Here is a 14,961-nt window from a genome sequence, read left to right as displayed (position 1 = left end):
CTCTGATTGTGTCCCCCCGCGAAGATCAGGCGGAATGGCCGGATCGATGGGCCACTCCCGAGAGCATCCGGAGGTCGCTCTCTGCTCCATCGAGATTCAGAGAAATTCTGGTGCGCTACTTCAATGGAGGCGGGTTCGTTCCAGAGATGCCGATCGCTCGGCCTAGTGCGGCAGAAATCGGGCCGTTGTTCGGCGAGGTTCAAGCGTGGGTCGCACAATGGTCGTCAGCGTCCTGTGTGGTTGTCGATTGGAAGACTGTTTCAAGCAAGGTGGTGGGGGCGCAATCTCTCCCTGTCAGGGTTCGATGGGAGACGTTTGCGGAACTGTTTCAATTCCTGGGGCGCGAGCGCGAGGTCCGTGAAATTGAACGGCTTCTTGAGATTACGAACGAGACTCTCCCCGAAGTGCAGGATTGGGCCCGTCTAAACGTGTCTCTCATCGCCCGGCACGCGAATTCCTGGGTGTCGTCCCTGCGGGTAGCGCGCTGGGTCGTGGATCATCCTTCGGTCGAAGTTTTCATGCGCCAGATTAATCCCCCCGGAGTTGACACGAAGTTCCTCGAGAAGAACAGATCGCTGGTTGCCAAGCTTCTCGACCAGGCACTCCCGTCGGATCGAGTTCGGGATGAGTACGGTGTGAAGGAATTCGAATTACGCTACCTTCTGAAGCGAAAGCACACCTATGCTCGGATGAGAATCCTGGATCAGAGCGACCCATCGATCTCCGGCTATTTTGGACCGTTCACGGAAATGATTGTACGCTCGTCCGAGCTGGACGAGCACCCGCCTGCGGCCACTCGTGTCCTTGTCGTGGAGAACGAGGTGACATTTCTTTCGTTAGGCCACGTGCCTGGTTCGATCGCGATGCTCGGCAATGGCTACGCCTTGTCCGGACTGCGAGCGGCTTCGTGGTTGAAGGGGGTGGAGGTGGCCTACTGGGGGGACGTGGATACTCATGGGTTTCGCATCCTTGACTATTTTCGGAAAGAAGTGCCGAATGTGCGCTCGTTGATGATGGACCGGTCCACGATCGAGCATCACCGTGATTGGTGGAAGCGGGAGGATAGTCCGGCTACTTCCGAACTGGAGCATCTCACGACCAGTGAGCAAGCTGCATACCGCCGGATAGTTGACGACAAATGGGCCCCGCACCTACGTCTAGAGCAGGAGCACCTCGAACCCGAGTTTGTGCATCGTGCTCTTAGGGCCTGGGTTGCCCTATCGGATGAGCAACATGGGGCGGTCCACTAGGTCCGTGCACCATTGAAGCCCCGCGGCAGCCGCACCTCGAACGTCGTGCCCGACGACGGAGCCCGGCCCGCGTCGTCGGCTCCCGTGCCCGTAGGGCTCGGCCGGGCGAGGTCCGTCGCCGCCGCGTCGCGCACCGTGATCTCGCCGCCGTGCGCCTGCACGACGGCCTGCGCGATCGCGAGGCCCAGCCCGGTCGAGCCCCCGACCCGGTTGCGCGCCGAGTCGCCTCGGCTGAACCGTTGGAACAGGGACGGGCGCAGCGAGTCCGGGATGCCGGGGCCGTCGTCGGTCACGGACAGGACGACGTGGTCGTCGCCGTCGGGCCGGACGCCCACGACCACGCGCGTGCCCGGCGGGGTGTGGACGCGGGCGTTGCCCAGCAGGTTCGCGAAGACCTGGCGCAGGCGCGCCTCGTCGCCCACGACCGTGACGTCGGGGAGGTCGAACGTGTCGTCGCCGTCGGCCCACAGCACGTCGCCCTCGGCGGCAGCCTCGTCACCGTCGAGCACCGGGCCGTCACCCTCGGCCACGGGGAGGTCCAGCTCCCACACGTGGTCGCGGCTGGCCGCGTGCGCGTCCGCGACCGCGTCGATCGCGAGCGCCGCGAGGTCCACGGGCTCCCGGTCGAGCGGCCTGCCGGCGTCGAGCCGGGCGAGCAGCAGCAGGTCCTCGACGAGGTCGCCCATGCGCAGCGCCTCGGACTCGATGCGGTCGAGCGCGCGCAGGGTGTCCGGCGGCACGTCGTCGGGGGAGCGGCGCACGAGCTCCGAGTACCCGCGGATCGACGCGAGGGGCGTGCGCAGCTCGTGGCTCGCGTCGGCGACGAACTGGCGGACCTGCGTCTCGGACTCGTGGCGCGCGGTGAGCGACGCCTCGACGTGGTCGAGCATGCGGTTGAGCGCGGCCCCCACCTGGCCGACCTCGGTGCGCTCGTCCGTGAACTGCTCGTCGACGCGCGGGATCTCGCCGACCTCGCCGCGGTCGAGCGGCAGCTCGGACACGTGCACGGCGGCGTCGGCGAGCGAGTCGAGCGGGCGCAGCGAGCGGCGCACGAGCCACGTGCCGAGCACCGACGCGATCGCGATCCCGACGCCCGCCAGGATCACCTCGACCAGGAGGTAGCCCTCGACCGTCTGGCTGACCGAGGCGGTGCTCATGGCCGTGATGGACGGCTCCCCGTGCTCGGTCGTGGTCGAGATCGCGCGGAACGTCCCGAGGTCGGTCACCTCGACGTCGTGCGGCCTGCCGTCCGCGGGCACGGACTCGAGGTCGGCGATCTGGGCGGCGTCGAGCTCGCGCCGGTCGCCCAGGTCGTCGACGTACCCCGCGAACTGCACCTCGCCGTCCGCGTACACGACGTTGATGGTCCCGGCGCCCTGCCCGGGCGGCAGGGGGTCGCCGTTCCCCGTGCCCGACGACGGCGCCTCGCCCGGGGAGGTCCCGTCACCGGGGTCCTGGGCGGGGGGCGCACCGTCGCCCGGCCGGTCGAAGGGTCCGCGCTCGGCGCGCTGGCTCGCCTGCACGAGCTCGTCGTCGAGGCGGTCGACCAGGCTCTGACGCAGTGCGAGCGTCGAGCTCACCGCGAGCGCGACGCTGAGCACGAGCAGGATCCCGACGAGGACCGTGACGAGCTGTCGGCGCAGGGTGTGCGGTCGGGCGGTGAGCGACGCCCGGGGCGAGGTCACGCGTCAGGCCTTCGCGGCGCCGTCGGGCACGGTGCCTGCCGGGCGGGCTCCGCCCGTCGCCGCTCCCGGGGAGCCCGTGGCTCCCTCGGCGGGCTTGATGACGTAGCCGACCCCGCGCAGGGTGTGGATCATGGGCTCGCGGCCCTTGTCGATCTTGCGACGCAGGTAGGAGATGTAGAGCTCGACGATGTTGGCCTGCCCGCGGAAGTCGTAGTTCCACACGCGGTCGAGGATCTGCGGCTTGGACATGACGCGGCGCGCGTTGCGCATGAGGTAGCGCAGGAGCTCGAACTCGGTCGCGGACAGGTGGATGGGGTCGCCGCCGCGGAACACCTCGTGCGAGTCCTCGTCGAGGACCAGGTCGCCGACCACGACGGTCGAGTCCTCGCGGGCGGCCGTCGCACCGCCACGCCGCATGAGACCGCGCAACCGGGCCACGACCTCCTCGAGGCTGAACGGCTTGGTCACGTAGTCGTCGCCGCCTGCGGTGAGCCCGGCGACGCGGTCCTCGACGGTGTCGCGGGCCGTGAGGAACAGGACGGGGACGTCGGGGGAGACCGCGCGGATGCGGCGCAGCACGGTGAGGCCGTCGAGGTCGGGCAGCATGACGTCGAGCACGATCACGTCGGGGCCGACGTCGCGGGCCGTGCGGATCGCGGACTGCCCGTCGAGGGCGGTCGAGACGTCCCACCCCTCGTAGCGCAGGGCCGAGGTGAGGAGCTCGGCGAGGTTGGGCTCGTCGTCGACCACGAGGACGCGCACCGGGGAGCCGTCGGCCCGGGTCAGGCGTTCGGGGGCGCGCGGGGAGACGAGGGGTTCCGTGGGCGCGGGGGTCGTGGTCATGCGTCCATGGTGCGCGCGGTGTCTCGGTCGTGCCTGTGGTGTTCCTATGAATTGACTGTGAGGGCGCTCGTCAGTCGAGCGGCCGCTCCCGGTGCGAGGCGGCGAGCGTCGAGGCGAGGATCGCCTCGATCGCGAAGGCCGTGGCGCCGGCGAGGTCGACCGCGTCGGGGTCGAGCAGCCACTGGGTCTGGAGGCCGTCCATGACGGCGATGATGGTGCTGGCCGCGCGGTCGAGGGCGACGGGGTCGAGCGCGACGTCGTCCTCGGGGGTCAGGAGGCCGGCCTCGCGGCGTTCGGCGATCACGGTGGTCAGGGCGCTCGTGATGTCTCCGCGCAGGCCTGCGAAACGGCGCGTGGCCCAGTCGCGCGCGGGGTGCTGGTCGGTCACGGACTCGCCGGTCAGGACGGTGTAGGCCTGCACGATGCCGGGGCGCTCGGCGTTCATCCGGGCGGTCGTGACGAGGTGGCGGAACAGGTCGAGGCCGCCGGGGATGTGCTTGCCCTCGAGGTGCTCGACGTCGACGACGTCCCGGAACTCGAGCACCTCGATGAGGAGCTGGTTCTTGGAGCCGAAGTGGTGGAGCACCCCGGCGTGGGTGATCCCGACCTGCTCGGCGACCTCGGCGAGCGAGCCCTGGTGGTACCCCTTGGACCCGAAGACGCGCATGGCTGCGCGCAGGATCTCCTCGCGCCGGGCGGCGGTGCCCTTGCGCGGTCGGCGCGTGCGCGCCGGTATGGCCTCTGTCATGACCGCAACCATACTGTGATCTTCGTTGACTTACTGACCTGTAAGTAAGTGTGGTTGTATATCGGCCAGCAGACAACGCCGTCCGAACGGAGCACCTGGTGTCACTGAAGACCCACGACGTCACGACCGACGTCACCCCCGACGTCAGCCCTGAGGGCGCGGTCGACGTCGACGGGACCGAGGAACGCCTCGCGCGCCTCGCCGCAGACCTCACGGTCGAGGAGAAGGTCTCCCTCGTCGTCGGCGCGGGCATGTGGACCACCACCCCGATCGAGCGCATCGGCCTGCGGGCCGTCGCGATGTCGGACGGCCCCGTGGGCGTGCGCGGCACGGGCGGCGAGACCGACGGCGCCGCGGCGGGAGCGCAGACCTCCGCGATGCTCCCCGCCCCCAGCGCGCTCGCCGCGACCTGGGACCTCGACCTCGCGACCCGCGCCGGCGCGCTCTTCGCGTCCGAGGCCCGCCGCCACGGCGTCCACGTCGTCCTCGCCCCGCAGATCAACCTCCAGCGCACGCCCGTCGGCGGCCGCCACTTCGAGTGCTACTCCGAGGACCCGCACCTGACCGCCGAGATCGCGGTCCGCCTCGTGCGCGCCTCGCAGGAGAACGGCGTCGGCATGAGCGTCAAGCACTACGTCGCGAACGACTCCGAGACCGAGCGCACGCGCTACCTCGCCCGCCTCGACGAGCGCACGCTGCGCGAGGTCTACCTCCCGCCGTTCGAGCGCGTCGTGCACGAGGCCCAGGCCTGGAGCGTCATGGGTGCCTACTCGGGCGTCGACGACGGCGAGACCGCCGCGCCCGTCCTCGAGCACCGCCCGCTCCTCACCGGGATCCTCAAGGACGAGTGGGGCTTCGACGGCGTCGTCGTGAGCGACTGGGTCGCGACCAAGTCGATCCGGGGCGCGGTCGAGGGTGGGCTCGACCTCCAGATGCCCGGCCCCGACGGCCCCTGGGGCGACGGCTTGCTCGACGCCGTCCGCTCGGGCGAGGTCGCCGAGGCCGAGCTCGACGACAAGGTGCTGCGCCTCCTGCGCCTGGCGCACCGCGTCGGCGCGCTCGACCTCGGCGGCCCCGCCGTTCCCGGCACCGGCTCCGGCACGGAGTCCGGCCTCCAGCCCGACGGCGCACCCTCCTCCGCGCCGTCGGCCCGCGACGGGCTCACGGGCCAGGAGGCGTCGGCCGCCTTCCTCCGTGAGCTCGTCGCACGCTCGATCGTCGTGCTCAAGAACTCGCCGGTCGCACCTCGCGCCGGGGAGGGGCCGGTCCGGCTCGTCCCGCTCGACCCTGCCGCCCTCGCGACCCCCGGGCGCCCCCTGACCGTGGCTCTCCTCGGCCCGGCCGCGACCGCCCCCTTCCTGCAGGGCGGCGGTTCGTCGTTCGTCGTCCCGGACCGCGTCTCGACCCCCGAGGAGGAGATCCGCGCAGGCCTGCCCGCCGGGACGCGTCTCCTCGTCCACGACGGTGCACGCTCGCGCTCCAACCCGCCCGCGCTCGACGTCTCCGGCAGGTGCAGCGACCCGCTCACGGGCGCGCCGGGCCTGCGGGTCGAGCTGCTCGGCACCCACGGCGAGGTCCTCGACTCCCGCACGGCACCGTCGTGGGACGGCTGGCTCCAGGACGTCCGCGCCGACGCCGTGGCCGTACGGGTCCGCGCCGACGTCGACCTCGACGAGCCGGGCACGCACGAGCTCGGCATCGGCACGGTCGGCGTCCACGTCGTCACGATCGAGGGCCAGGTCGTCTCGACCGGCGACGTCGTGGTCGACGAGGACGTCGTGCTGAGCTCGGGCCACAACCACCCCGTCGCGCGCACCGTGACGGTCGAGGTCGCCGAGCCTCGCACCGCCCGCCTCGACGCGACCCTCCAGGTCGTCCACGCTGTCGGGTACGCGTCGTTCGTGCGCGGCGAGCTGGTCCACCGGCTGCCCGGAGCGAGCGCCGAGAAGCTGCTCGACGACGCCGTGGCCGCGGCCCGCGAGGCCGACGTCGCGATCGTCGTGATCGGCACGACCGAGGAGGTCGAGTCCGAGGGCTACGACCGCCCCGACCTCGACCTGCCCGGCAACCAGGACCGGCTGGTCGAGGCCGTCCTCGCCGCCAACCCGAGGACCATGGTCGTCGTCAACGCGGGCGCGCCCGTCCTGCTGCCGTGGCTCGACGACGCCCCGAGCGTCCTGTGGGCCTGGCTCGGCGGGCAGGAGGCCGGGACCGGGCTCGCCGACGCGCTGCTCGGGACGACCGAGCCCTCGGGGCGTCTCCCGTGGACGCTGCCCGCCCGCGTCGAGGACGTCCCCGTCCCGCACGCGATCCCGCACGAGGGCGTCGTCGAGTACACCGAGGGGCTCGACGTCGGCTACCGCGCGTGGGAGCGCACGGGCGCCACCCCCGCGGCCCCGTTCGGCCACGGCCTGGGCTGGTCCGAGTGGGAGTACCTGAGCACGACGGTCGTCGTGGCGGACGGTCGCTCGGACGTCCTGCTCGACGTGACGGTCCGCAACGCGGGCACCCGCGCGAGCCGCGAGGTCGTCCAGGTCTACGTCGAACCCGACGCAGCCTCGGACCACGACGCGACCGAAGCCCCCGACCGCCCCGTGCGCTGGCTCGGCGGATTCGCCGTCGTCGACGCAGCCCCGGGCGAGACCACCACGGCGCGCGTGCGCATCCCCGCGCGCGCCCTCCAGATCTGGGACGTCCCCTCGCAGCGGTGGGTCACCGCCGCCGGCGGGCACGTCCTGCGAGCAGGGCGGTCGATCCGCGACCTCCGGCTCAGGGCGACCCTGCCCGCCTGACCCCGGGGGAGCTGGTCGACCAGCCCCCCGAACGCACGACCCGCACCGCCAGCACGGCCAGCCCCACCCGTCCCACCAGCAAGACGACCGGTTCATCGCGGACCGCACGTACGGTTCGTTCAGATTTTCAGTGCAAGGAGGCACTCATGAACAAGCGCAGGATCAGCACGGCGATCATCGGGCTCACGTCCCTCGCCCTCGTCGCCACCGCGTGCAGCGGCGGCAGCGGCGACGGGGGCACCTCGTCGGCAGGCACCTCGGACGTGCTCACGATCGGCATGCCCAACGGCCCGCAGACCGACAACTCGAACCCCTTCGCGAACACGTCCTCGGCGATGTCGCTCGGCTACGCGTTCGCGATCTACGAGCCCCTCGCCCAGGTCAACACCGTGCGGCCCTCCGAGGACCCCACGCCGTGGCTCGCGAGCGAGTGGGAGTGGAACGCCGACTACACGCAGCTCACGCTCACGGCCCGCGACGGCGTCAAGTGGTCCGACGGCGAGGACTTCACCGCCGACGACATCGCCTACTCGTTCCAGATCCGCAAGGACAACGAGGGCCTCAACACGTTCGCCCTGCCCTTCGGCGACATCGCGGTCGACGGCAACAAGGTCACGGTCTCCTTCACCTCGGGCCAGTTCGTCAAGCAGGCCCAGATCCTCCAGCTCTTCATCGTCCCCGAGCACGTCTGGAAGGACGTCGACGACCCCACGACCTGGACCAACGAGGAGCCCGTCGGCACCGGCCCGTACACCCTCAAGTCGTGGACCGCGCAGGCCGCGACGCTCACCGCGCGCGACGACTACTGGGGCGGCGAGCTCGGCGTCAAGGAGCTGCGCTACAGCTCCTACAACGACAACAACGCCCTCACCAACGCCCTCGTGTCGGGCGAGGCGCAGTGGGGATGGACCTTCATCCCCGACTACCAGAAGGTCTACATCGACGCGAACCCCGACGTGAACAACCAGTGGGCCCCCACGGGTCTCGGCGTCGACTCGCTCTTCCTCAACACCGAGACCGAGCCGTTCGACGACGTCGCCGTCCGCAAGGCCGTCCAGATGGTCCTCGACCGCCAGCAGATCTCCGACCTCGCGTCCTCGGGCGTCTTCCCGCCCCTGCTCAACGTCACCGGCATGCCCGAGCCCGCAGGCACCGACTTCATCACCGCCCCCTTCCAGGGCACGAAGTACACGGTCGACGTCGACGGCGCCAAGAAGGTCCTCGCCGACGCCGGCTACACCCTCGACGGCACGACCCTCAAGGACCCCGAGGGCAACGCCGTGACGTTCACGCTCACCAACCCCACGGGCTGGTCCGACTACCTGACCGAGCTCCAGATGGTCGCCGACGCCGTCAAGCCCCTCGGCATCGCCGCGACCGTCGAGGGCCAGAACGCCGACGCATGGTTCACCGCGATCGCCGAAGGCGACTTCCAGGCCTCCATGCACTGGACCGACGGCGGCGCGACCCCCTGGGACACCTACTCCAACCAGATGGACGGCGCCCAGTACATGCCGCTCGGCGAGCGCGCCAACTGGAACTTCGGTCGCTTCAAGAACGACGAGGCGACCGCAGCCCTGGCCACGTACGCCAACGCCACGGACGAGGCAGCCCGTACCGCTGCGCTCGAGACCGTCCAGCAGGTCTTCGTCGACGAGGTCCCGACCATCGCGCTCCTCGGACGCCCGGCCGCGGCCCAGTACTCGACCAAGAACTTCGTGGGCTGGCCCTCGGACGAGGACCCGTACGCGAACCCGCAGCCGACGACGGCGAACGCGTCGCTGATCCTCACGAAGCTGAAGCCGGCTTCCTGATCGTCTCGTGAGAGGTGGGGAGGGGCGTGGCCGGGCCTACCATCCGGCCTCGTTCCTCGGCCTCCCGCCAGGCCCGACCACGGCCCGGCCACGCCCCTCCCCACCACTCCTGCCTGCGCAGCGCGTCCTTCGCTCCCCACGCCGCATACGTGGCCGGTGCTTGATGCAGGCGCCCCCCGTTCCCCCCAGCAGTCAGGTTCACCCATGAGTTCCGACACGCACACCGCCCCGGTCGCGCCCCCGCCCGCCGCGCCCGTCCTCGAGGCCCGCGGGCTCACCAAGCACTTCCCCGTCAAGGGGCTGCGGTCCCACGCCGTCGTGCACGCGGTCGACGGCGTCGACGTCTCGCTGCGCAGCGGCCAGGTCGTCGCGCTCGTGGGGGAGTCCGGCTCCGGCAAGTCGACCATCGCCCGGCTCCTCGCCCGCCTGTACACGCAGACGTCGGGCGAGATCCTGCTGCACGGCGAGCCCGTGACCGCGCACCGCGGCCGGGCCTTCCGCCGGTACTGCCGGCGCGTCCAGATGATCTTCCAGGACCCGTTCGGCTCCCTGAACCCGGTCCACACGATCCGCTACTCGCTCACGCGCTCGCTGCGGATCCACCAGCCGAAGCTGCGCGGACAGGCGCTCGAGGACGCCCTCGAGGCGTTGCTCAACAGGGTGCAGCTCCAGCCCGAGCGGTACGTCGACAAGTACCCGCACGAGCTCTCGGGCGGGCAGCGCCAGCGTGTCGCGATCGCGCGCGCCCTGGCCGCCGACCCCGAGGTGCTCCTCGCCGACGAGCCCATCTCGATGCTCGACGTGTCGATCCGCATCGGCATCCTCAACCTCCTCAAGGACCTGCGCGACCGCCTCGGCATCGCGATCCTCTACATCACGCACGACATCGCCTCGGCCCGGTACTTCGCCGACGAGACCCGCGTCATGTACGCGGGCCGCATCGTCGAGCACGGCGAGAGCGAGCTCGTGACGCAGGAGCCCGCGCACCCGTACACCCAGCTCCTGGTGCGCTCGGCCCCCGACCCGGAGAACCTCGCGGCGCAGGACCGCACGGGCGCGAACGGGGAGCCTCCGTCGATGGTCCGCCCGCCCGAGGGCTGCCGGTTCAGCCCGCGCTGCCCGTTCGCGACGGACCTGTGCCGGAGCACGGTTCCCGGCCTCGTGCCCGTGGGCGACGGCCGTGAGGTCGCCTGCTGGGGCTACGTGGACGCGTCCGAGGTCGATCCTGCCGAGCGGGACCTGCTCCCCGTGCTCGGCGCCGCACGAGTGGGGGTGTCGGCATGAAGTACTTCCTGCGACGCATCGTCTTCTACGTGATCACCGCCTGGGCGGCCATCACGATCAACTTCTTCATCCCGCGCATGATGGACGGCGACCCGGTGTCGTCCTTCATCAACAAGAACCAGGGCCGCATCAGCTCCGAAGCCCGCGAGTCGCTGTACGTCCTGTTCGGGCTCGACAGCGGCGCCTCCCTCTGGGAGCAGTACGTCGACTACTGGAAGATGCTGTTCTCGGGGGACCTGGGCCTGTCGATCATGCTCTTCCCGAGCACCGTGAGCGAGGTCATCGCGCAGGCCCTGCCGTGGACCATCGGCCTGGTCGGCATCGCGACGGTCATCAGCTTCCTGCTCGGCTCGTTCCTCGGCGTCGTCATCGGCTGGCGCCGTGGGTCGTGGGCCGACGGCCTCCTGCCGATCACCACCTTCTTCTCGTCCGTGCCGTACTTCTGGCTGGGCCTGGTCGCGATCATGCTCTTCTCGGTGACGTGGTCGATCTTCCCGTCGTCGGGCGCCTACCAGCCGGGGCTCGTGCCCGGGTGGAACTGGGAGTTCATCAGCTCCGTGATCCAGCACGGCACGCTGCCCGCGATCACGATCGTGCTGTCCTCGGTCGCGGGCTGGATCCTCGGCATGCGGAACATGACGGTCACGGTCACCTCGGAGGACTACGTCACGGTCGCACAGGCCAAGGGCCTCTCGGAGCGTCGCGTGATGTTCGGGTACGCGGCCCGCAACGCGATCCTGCCGCAGGTCTCGGGCTTCGCGCTGTCCCTCGGATTCATCGTGTCGGGGACGCTCGTCATGGAGAAGGTCTTCTCCTACCAGGGCGTGGGCTTCACGCTCCTGCAGGCGATCGGCGCGCACGACTACCCCCTCATGCAGGGCATCTTCCTCATGATCACGCTGTCCGTCCTCGTGGCGAACATCCTCGCCGACCTCGCCTACGTGGTCCTCGACCCGCGCACCCGACAGGAGGGCTGAGAAGATGACCGGCATCCCCGTCCAGATGGACCACGCCCAGCTCGACACCGGCTCCGAGCCGCTCGCCCCCGAGGTGCCCCGGCGCCGCAAGGGGACGCGCAAGAAGCAGAAGCTCCTGTTCCTGCGCAACGGCAAGTCCTTCACGGGGCTCGCGATCCTGGGGTTCTTCGCGATCCTCGCGGTCGTCGGGCCGTGGATCGCTCCCTACGACCCGAGCGCGATGTCGCCCGACGTCCTGCAGCCCCCGAGCGCCGCGCACTGGCTCGGGACCACGCACGTCGGCCAGGACGTGTTCTCCCAGATCCTGGTGGGCACGCGCGGCGTCATGATCGTCGGTTTCGTCGCGGGCATCGGCGCGACGCTCCTGTCGATCCTGGTGGGCGTGAGCGCGGGCTTCCTGGGGGGTGTGAGCGACGAGCTGCTCTCGTCGCTGTCCAACATCTTCCTCGTCATCCCCGCCCTGCCGCTCATCATCATCGTCGCGGGCCAGCTCCCCGACGCGGGCGGGCTCACGGTCGCGCTCATCCTGGCCGCGACGAGCTGGGCGTGGGGTGCGCGCATCCTGCGCGCCCAGACCCTGTCGCTGCGCCGTCGCGACTTCGTCGAGGCCGCACGCGCCAACGGCGAGTCGACGTGGCGCATCGTGTGGTTCGAGACCTTGCCCAACCTGACGGCCATCATGGCGTCGAGCTTCGTGGGCACGGTGACGTTCGCGATCCTCATGCAGACCACGCTCGCGTTCATCGGCGTCACGTCGATCTCGGACTGGAACTGGGGCACGATCCTCTTCTGGGCCGAGCAGCAGCAGGCCCTCTCTCGCGGCGCGTGGTGGTGGTTCGTCCCGGCGGGCCTGTGCATCGCGATGCTCGGTATGGCCCTGACCCTCATCAACTTCGGGATCGACGAGTTCGTCAACCCGCGCCTGCGCTCGACGGGCGCGAGCCCGCGCGCCCTGCGCAAGCGCCGCATCTCGCCGCGCATCGGCTTCACGGCCGTGGTCCGCGAGGGGGTGCCGGTCGCGTCCAGGGCGGGCGCCACGAGCACCAGCAGGCCCGACGGCGCCACGCGCCCAGGTGCGCCGCCGGCGTCGACCGGTGCGGCGCCGTCGGGCAGGGGGACGGGCGCGCCCGCCCCGGGCGGGCCGGGCACCCCGGGGAGCACGCGCGACGACCGCGACACCGACGGCACGACCGCACGCAAGGAGAACGCCCGATGACCGTCACCGACCTTCCCCCCGCCGGGGCTCCCACCGGGACCGGCAGCCCCGTGCTGGAGATCCGCGACCTGCACGTCGCCTACGGCTACGGCCCCGAGCCCGTTCGCGCGCTGCGCGGCGTGAACCTCACGCTGCACGAGGGTGAGGTCCTGGGGATCGCGGGCGAGTCGGGCTGCGGCAAGTCGACCCTCGTCTACGCCGCGACCCGGCTCCTGCCCCCGCCCGGACTCATCACGGGCGGCGAGGTCCTGTTCCACGGGGGCGTGGGGAGCGCGGGCGGCGAGCCCGTCGACATCCTGCGCATGAGCGACAAGGAGCTGCGCCGCTCGCGCTGGCAGGACACCGCGATCGTGTTCCAGGGCGCCATGAACTCGCTCAACCCGGTCTACCGGGTCGGCAAGCAGCTCACCGACGCGATCGCGGCGCACCGCCCCGGCATGTCACGCTTCGACCGCAACGAGCGGGCCGCCGAGCTGCTGTCCATGGTCGGGATCGCGACGGACCGCATCTCGGCGTACCCGCACCAGCTCTCGGGCGGCATGCGCCAGCGCGTCATGATCGCGATGGCGCTCGCGCTCGAGCCCAAGGTGCTCATCATGGACGAGCCCACCACGGCGCTAGACGTCGTCATGCAGCGTCAGATCGTCGAGCAGATCATCGAGCTGCGCGACCGCCTGGGCTTCTCGGTCGTGTTCATCACGCACGACGTGTCGCTGCTCATCGAGGTCGCCGACCGCATCGCGATCATGTACGCGGGCGAGATCGTCGAGCAGGCGTCCGCGAGCGACGTGTACCGGCGTCCTCGGCACCCGTACACGCACGGGCTGCTCAACTCGTTCCCTCCCCTGCACGGACCCAAGCGGCCGCTCGTCGGCATCCCGGGCTCGCCGCCCGACCTCCAGGCCCTGCCGAGCGGGTGCCCGTTCCGGCCGCGCTGCGCGCACGTCATGGACGCGTGCGCCGACGTCCACCCGACGCTGGGCCCCACGTCGCTGGGCCTGCCCGGTGTCGGCGAACCGGGCCGGTCGGTCGCGTGCCTGCTCCACGACGGGCACGGCGAGGTCCCCGCGGAGCTGCGCGTCTGAGGGTCGCGCCCGGGCCGCCGGGGTCGACGATCCCAGGTGACTCCTCGGTCGCGGGGCCGCCCGGTCGTCCCCGCGAGCAGAGCCGGTCGGCACCCCGCGGCGGGGGCCGGCCGGCTCGCGCTCGTCGCAGGGCGCTCCCGGCGGGGGTGTGAAAGACCACCCGCCGCCACGCCCTGACCTGCCCGTTCTCTTTGCCGGATCCCCACACGCGGTGACCTACGGTGGACGGGTGACCTTCCCCCCTCCTTCGACGACGCAGCCGACCGCACGTCCGCCGGCCCCCCCGCGGGCCGTCGGTGCACGCCCCGTGCACGCACCCGGCAGAGGCGCGACGAACGTGCCGGGACGCGTCGTGGCGGGTCTCACCGCGGTCGCCGCCGTCGTCCTCACGTGGCAGGTGTGGAACGTCTTCGTGGCGACCGAGCAGGGGCAGTTCCTGGACCAGGCGGCCTTCCGTGGCGCCGACTACGGGCAGGGGACGCTGTGGTCGTTCGCGTCCCCCGTGCTCGACGTCGTCTCGGTGTCCTTCGTCGTCCTCGGGCTGGGGACCGCGATGGGCATCGCGCTCCTGCGGCGTCGATGGGGCCTCGCGGTCCAGGTCGCGTTCCTCGTCGTGGGAGCCAACGTCACGACGCAGCTCACGAAGAAGGTCGTCCTCGACCGCCCGGACCTCATCGGCGGGTGGAACGGCAACAGCCTCCCCAGCGGGCACACGACCGTCGCCGGTTCGGTGTCGGTCGCGCTGCTGATGGCGGTGCCGCGCGGCTATCGCCCCGTCGTCGCGCTCCTGGGCGGCACGTACACGGCGGCCACGGGCATCTCGACGCTCGTGGGGGAGTGGCACCGACCGAGCGACGTGGTCGCGGCCGTGCTCGTGGTCCTCGCCTGGGGAGCGCTGGTCCTGGCGTTCACGCCCACCTCGGCCCTGGACGAGCTCCCCGCCGGCAGGAGCGGCGCCTACCCGGGGTCGGTCGTCGTGTCGGTGCTCCTCATCGCAGGCGGCCTCGCGGCTGCGCTCGTCGCGGCCTGGTGCCTTCGCGAGGTCTACCCCGCGAGCTGGGGCATGACGGACCTGGCGGAGACCACGGCCTACGTGGGGGGCGCGTCGGGGGTGGTCGCCGCGACGGCGATCTCGTTCGCGATGCTCCTCCTGCTCCGACAGGCCACGTCCCGTCCCCCGCGCAGGTGACGGTCGCCCACAGGTCCGGTCACGCTCTCGCGCCCGGCGTCCCGGACGACCACGAGCCCTGGTCACGAGGGCTGTCCA

At 71.1% G+C, this 14,961-nt stretch carries 11 protein-coding genes; 8 read left to right on the top strand and 3 right to left on the bottom strand.

Annotation, left to right across the window (positions count from 1 at the left end):
* Positions 1-110: 110 nt before the first annotated feature.
* Positions 111-1,250 (top strand): Wadjet anti-phage system protein JetD domain-containing protein, encoded by a 1,140-nt coding sequence (locus tag H9640_RS16190; RefSeq protein ID WP_191791810.1) that lies wholly within the window; start codon positions 111-113, stop codon positions 1,248-1,250.
* Here the strand turns inward: H9640_RS16190 and H9640_RS16185 are convergent.
* The 3 genes from H9640_RS16185 to H9640_RS16175 all read right to left on the bottom strand — a co-directional run bounded on the left by H9640_RS16185 (position 1,247) and on the right by H9640_RS16175 (position 4,526).
* Entirely contained in the window at positions 1,247-2,935 is a 1,689-nt protein-coding gene (locus H9640_RS16185) for a sensor histidine kinase (protein WP_191791809.1), read from the bottom strand. The genes H9640_RS16190 and H9640_RS16185 overlap by 4 nt on opposite strands.
* A 3-nt stretch (positions 2,936-2,938) precedes the next feature.
* On the bottom strand, positions 2,939-3,778 hold the full coding sequence (locus tag H9640_RS16180) for a response regulator transcription factor (RefSeq protein WP_275581433.1): 840 nt from the start codon (positions 3,776-3,778) through the stop codon (positions 2,939-2,941).
* Between the two features lie 70 nt (positions 3,779-3,848).
* Positions 3,849-4,526, bottom strand: coding sequence for a TetR/AcrR family transcriptional regulator (locus H9640_RS16175; RefSeq protein ID WP_191791808.1), 678 nt, complete (start codon positions 4,524-4,526; stop codon positions 3,849-3,851).
* 98 nt (positions 4,527-4,624) lie between these two features.
* Between H9640_RS16175 and H9640_RS16170 the strand changes: the two genes are divergently transcribed.
* The 7 genes from H9640_RS16170 to H9640_RS16140 all read left to right on the top strand — a co-directional run bounded on the left by H9640_RS16170 (position 4,625) and on the right by H9640_RS16140 (position 14,883).
* On the top strand, positions 4,625-7,318 hold the full coding sequence (locus tag H9640_RS16170) for a beta-d-glucosidase (RefSeq protein ID WP_318243808.1): 2,694 nt from the start codon (positions 4,625-4,627) through the stop codon (positions 7,316-7,318).
* A 146-nt stretch (positions 7,319-7,464) separates the two neighbouring features.
* Positions 7,465-9,132, top strand: coding sequence for an ABC transporter substrate-binding protein (locus H9640_RS16165; protein ID WP_191791807.1), 1,668 nt, complete (start codon positions 7,465-7,467; stop codon positions 9,130-9,132).
* Positions 9,133-9,336: 204 nt separating this feature from the next.
* Positions 9,337-10,416: an ABC transporter ATP-binding protein gene (locus H9640_RS16160; protein ID WP_191791806.1), complete on the top strand. Its 1,080-nt coding sequence runs from the start codon at positions 9,337-9,339 to the stop codon at positions 10,414-10,416.
* Complete coding sequence (locus tag H9640_RS16155; protein WP_191791805.1) at positions 10,413-11,393, top strand: ABC transporter permease; 981 nt, start codon at positions 10,413-10,415, stop codon at positions 11,391-11,393. The genes H9640_RS16160 and H9640_RS16155 overlap by 4 nt, the downstream gene beginning before the upstream one ends.
* 4 nt (positions 11,394-11,397) lie before the next feature.
* Positions 11,398-12,609 carry an ABC transporter permease gene (locus H9640_RS16150; RefSeq protein WP_225227352.1) on the top strand — a complete coding sequence of 404 codons (1,212 nt, stop codon included), beginning with the start codon at positions 11,398-11,400 and terminating at the stop codon, positions 12,607-12,609.
* Complete coding sequence (locus H9640_RS16145; protein WP_191791804.1) at positions 12,606-13,694, top strand: ABC transporter ATP-binding protein; 1,089 nt, start codon at positions 12,606-12,608, stop codon at positions 13,692-13,694. The genes H9640_RS16150 and H9640_RS16145 overlap by 4 nt, the downstream gene beginning before the upstream one ends.
* A gap of 337 nt (positions 13,695-14,031) precedes the next feature.
* Positions 14,032-14,883 carry a phosphatase PAP2 family protein gene (locus H9640_RS16140; RefSeq protein WP_318243807.1) on the top strand — a complete coding sequence of 284 codons (852 nt, stop codon included), beginning with the start codon at positions 14,032-14,034 and terminating at the stop codon, positions 14,881-14,883.
* The last annotated feature ends 78 nt before the right edge of the window (positions 14,884-14,961 follow it).

This window comes from Oerskovia gallyi (assembly GCF_014836745.1).
Lineage (GTDB): Bacteria > Actinomycetota > Actinomycetes > Actinomycetales > Cellulomonadaceae > Oerskovia > Oerskovia paurometabola.
This window is presented reverse-complemented; position numbering and strand designations above follow the sequence as displayed.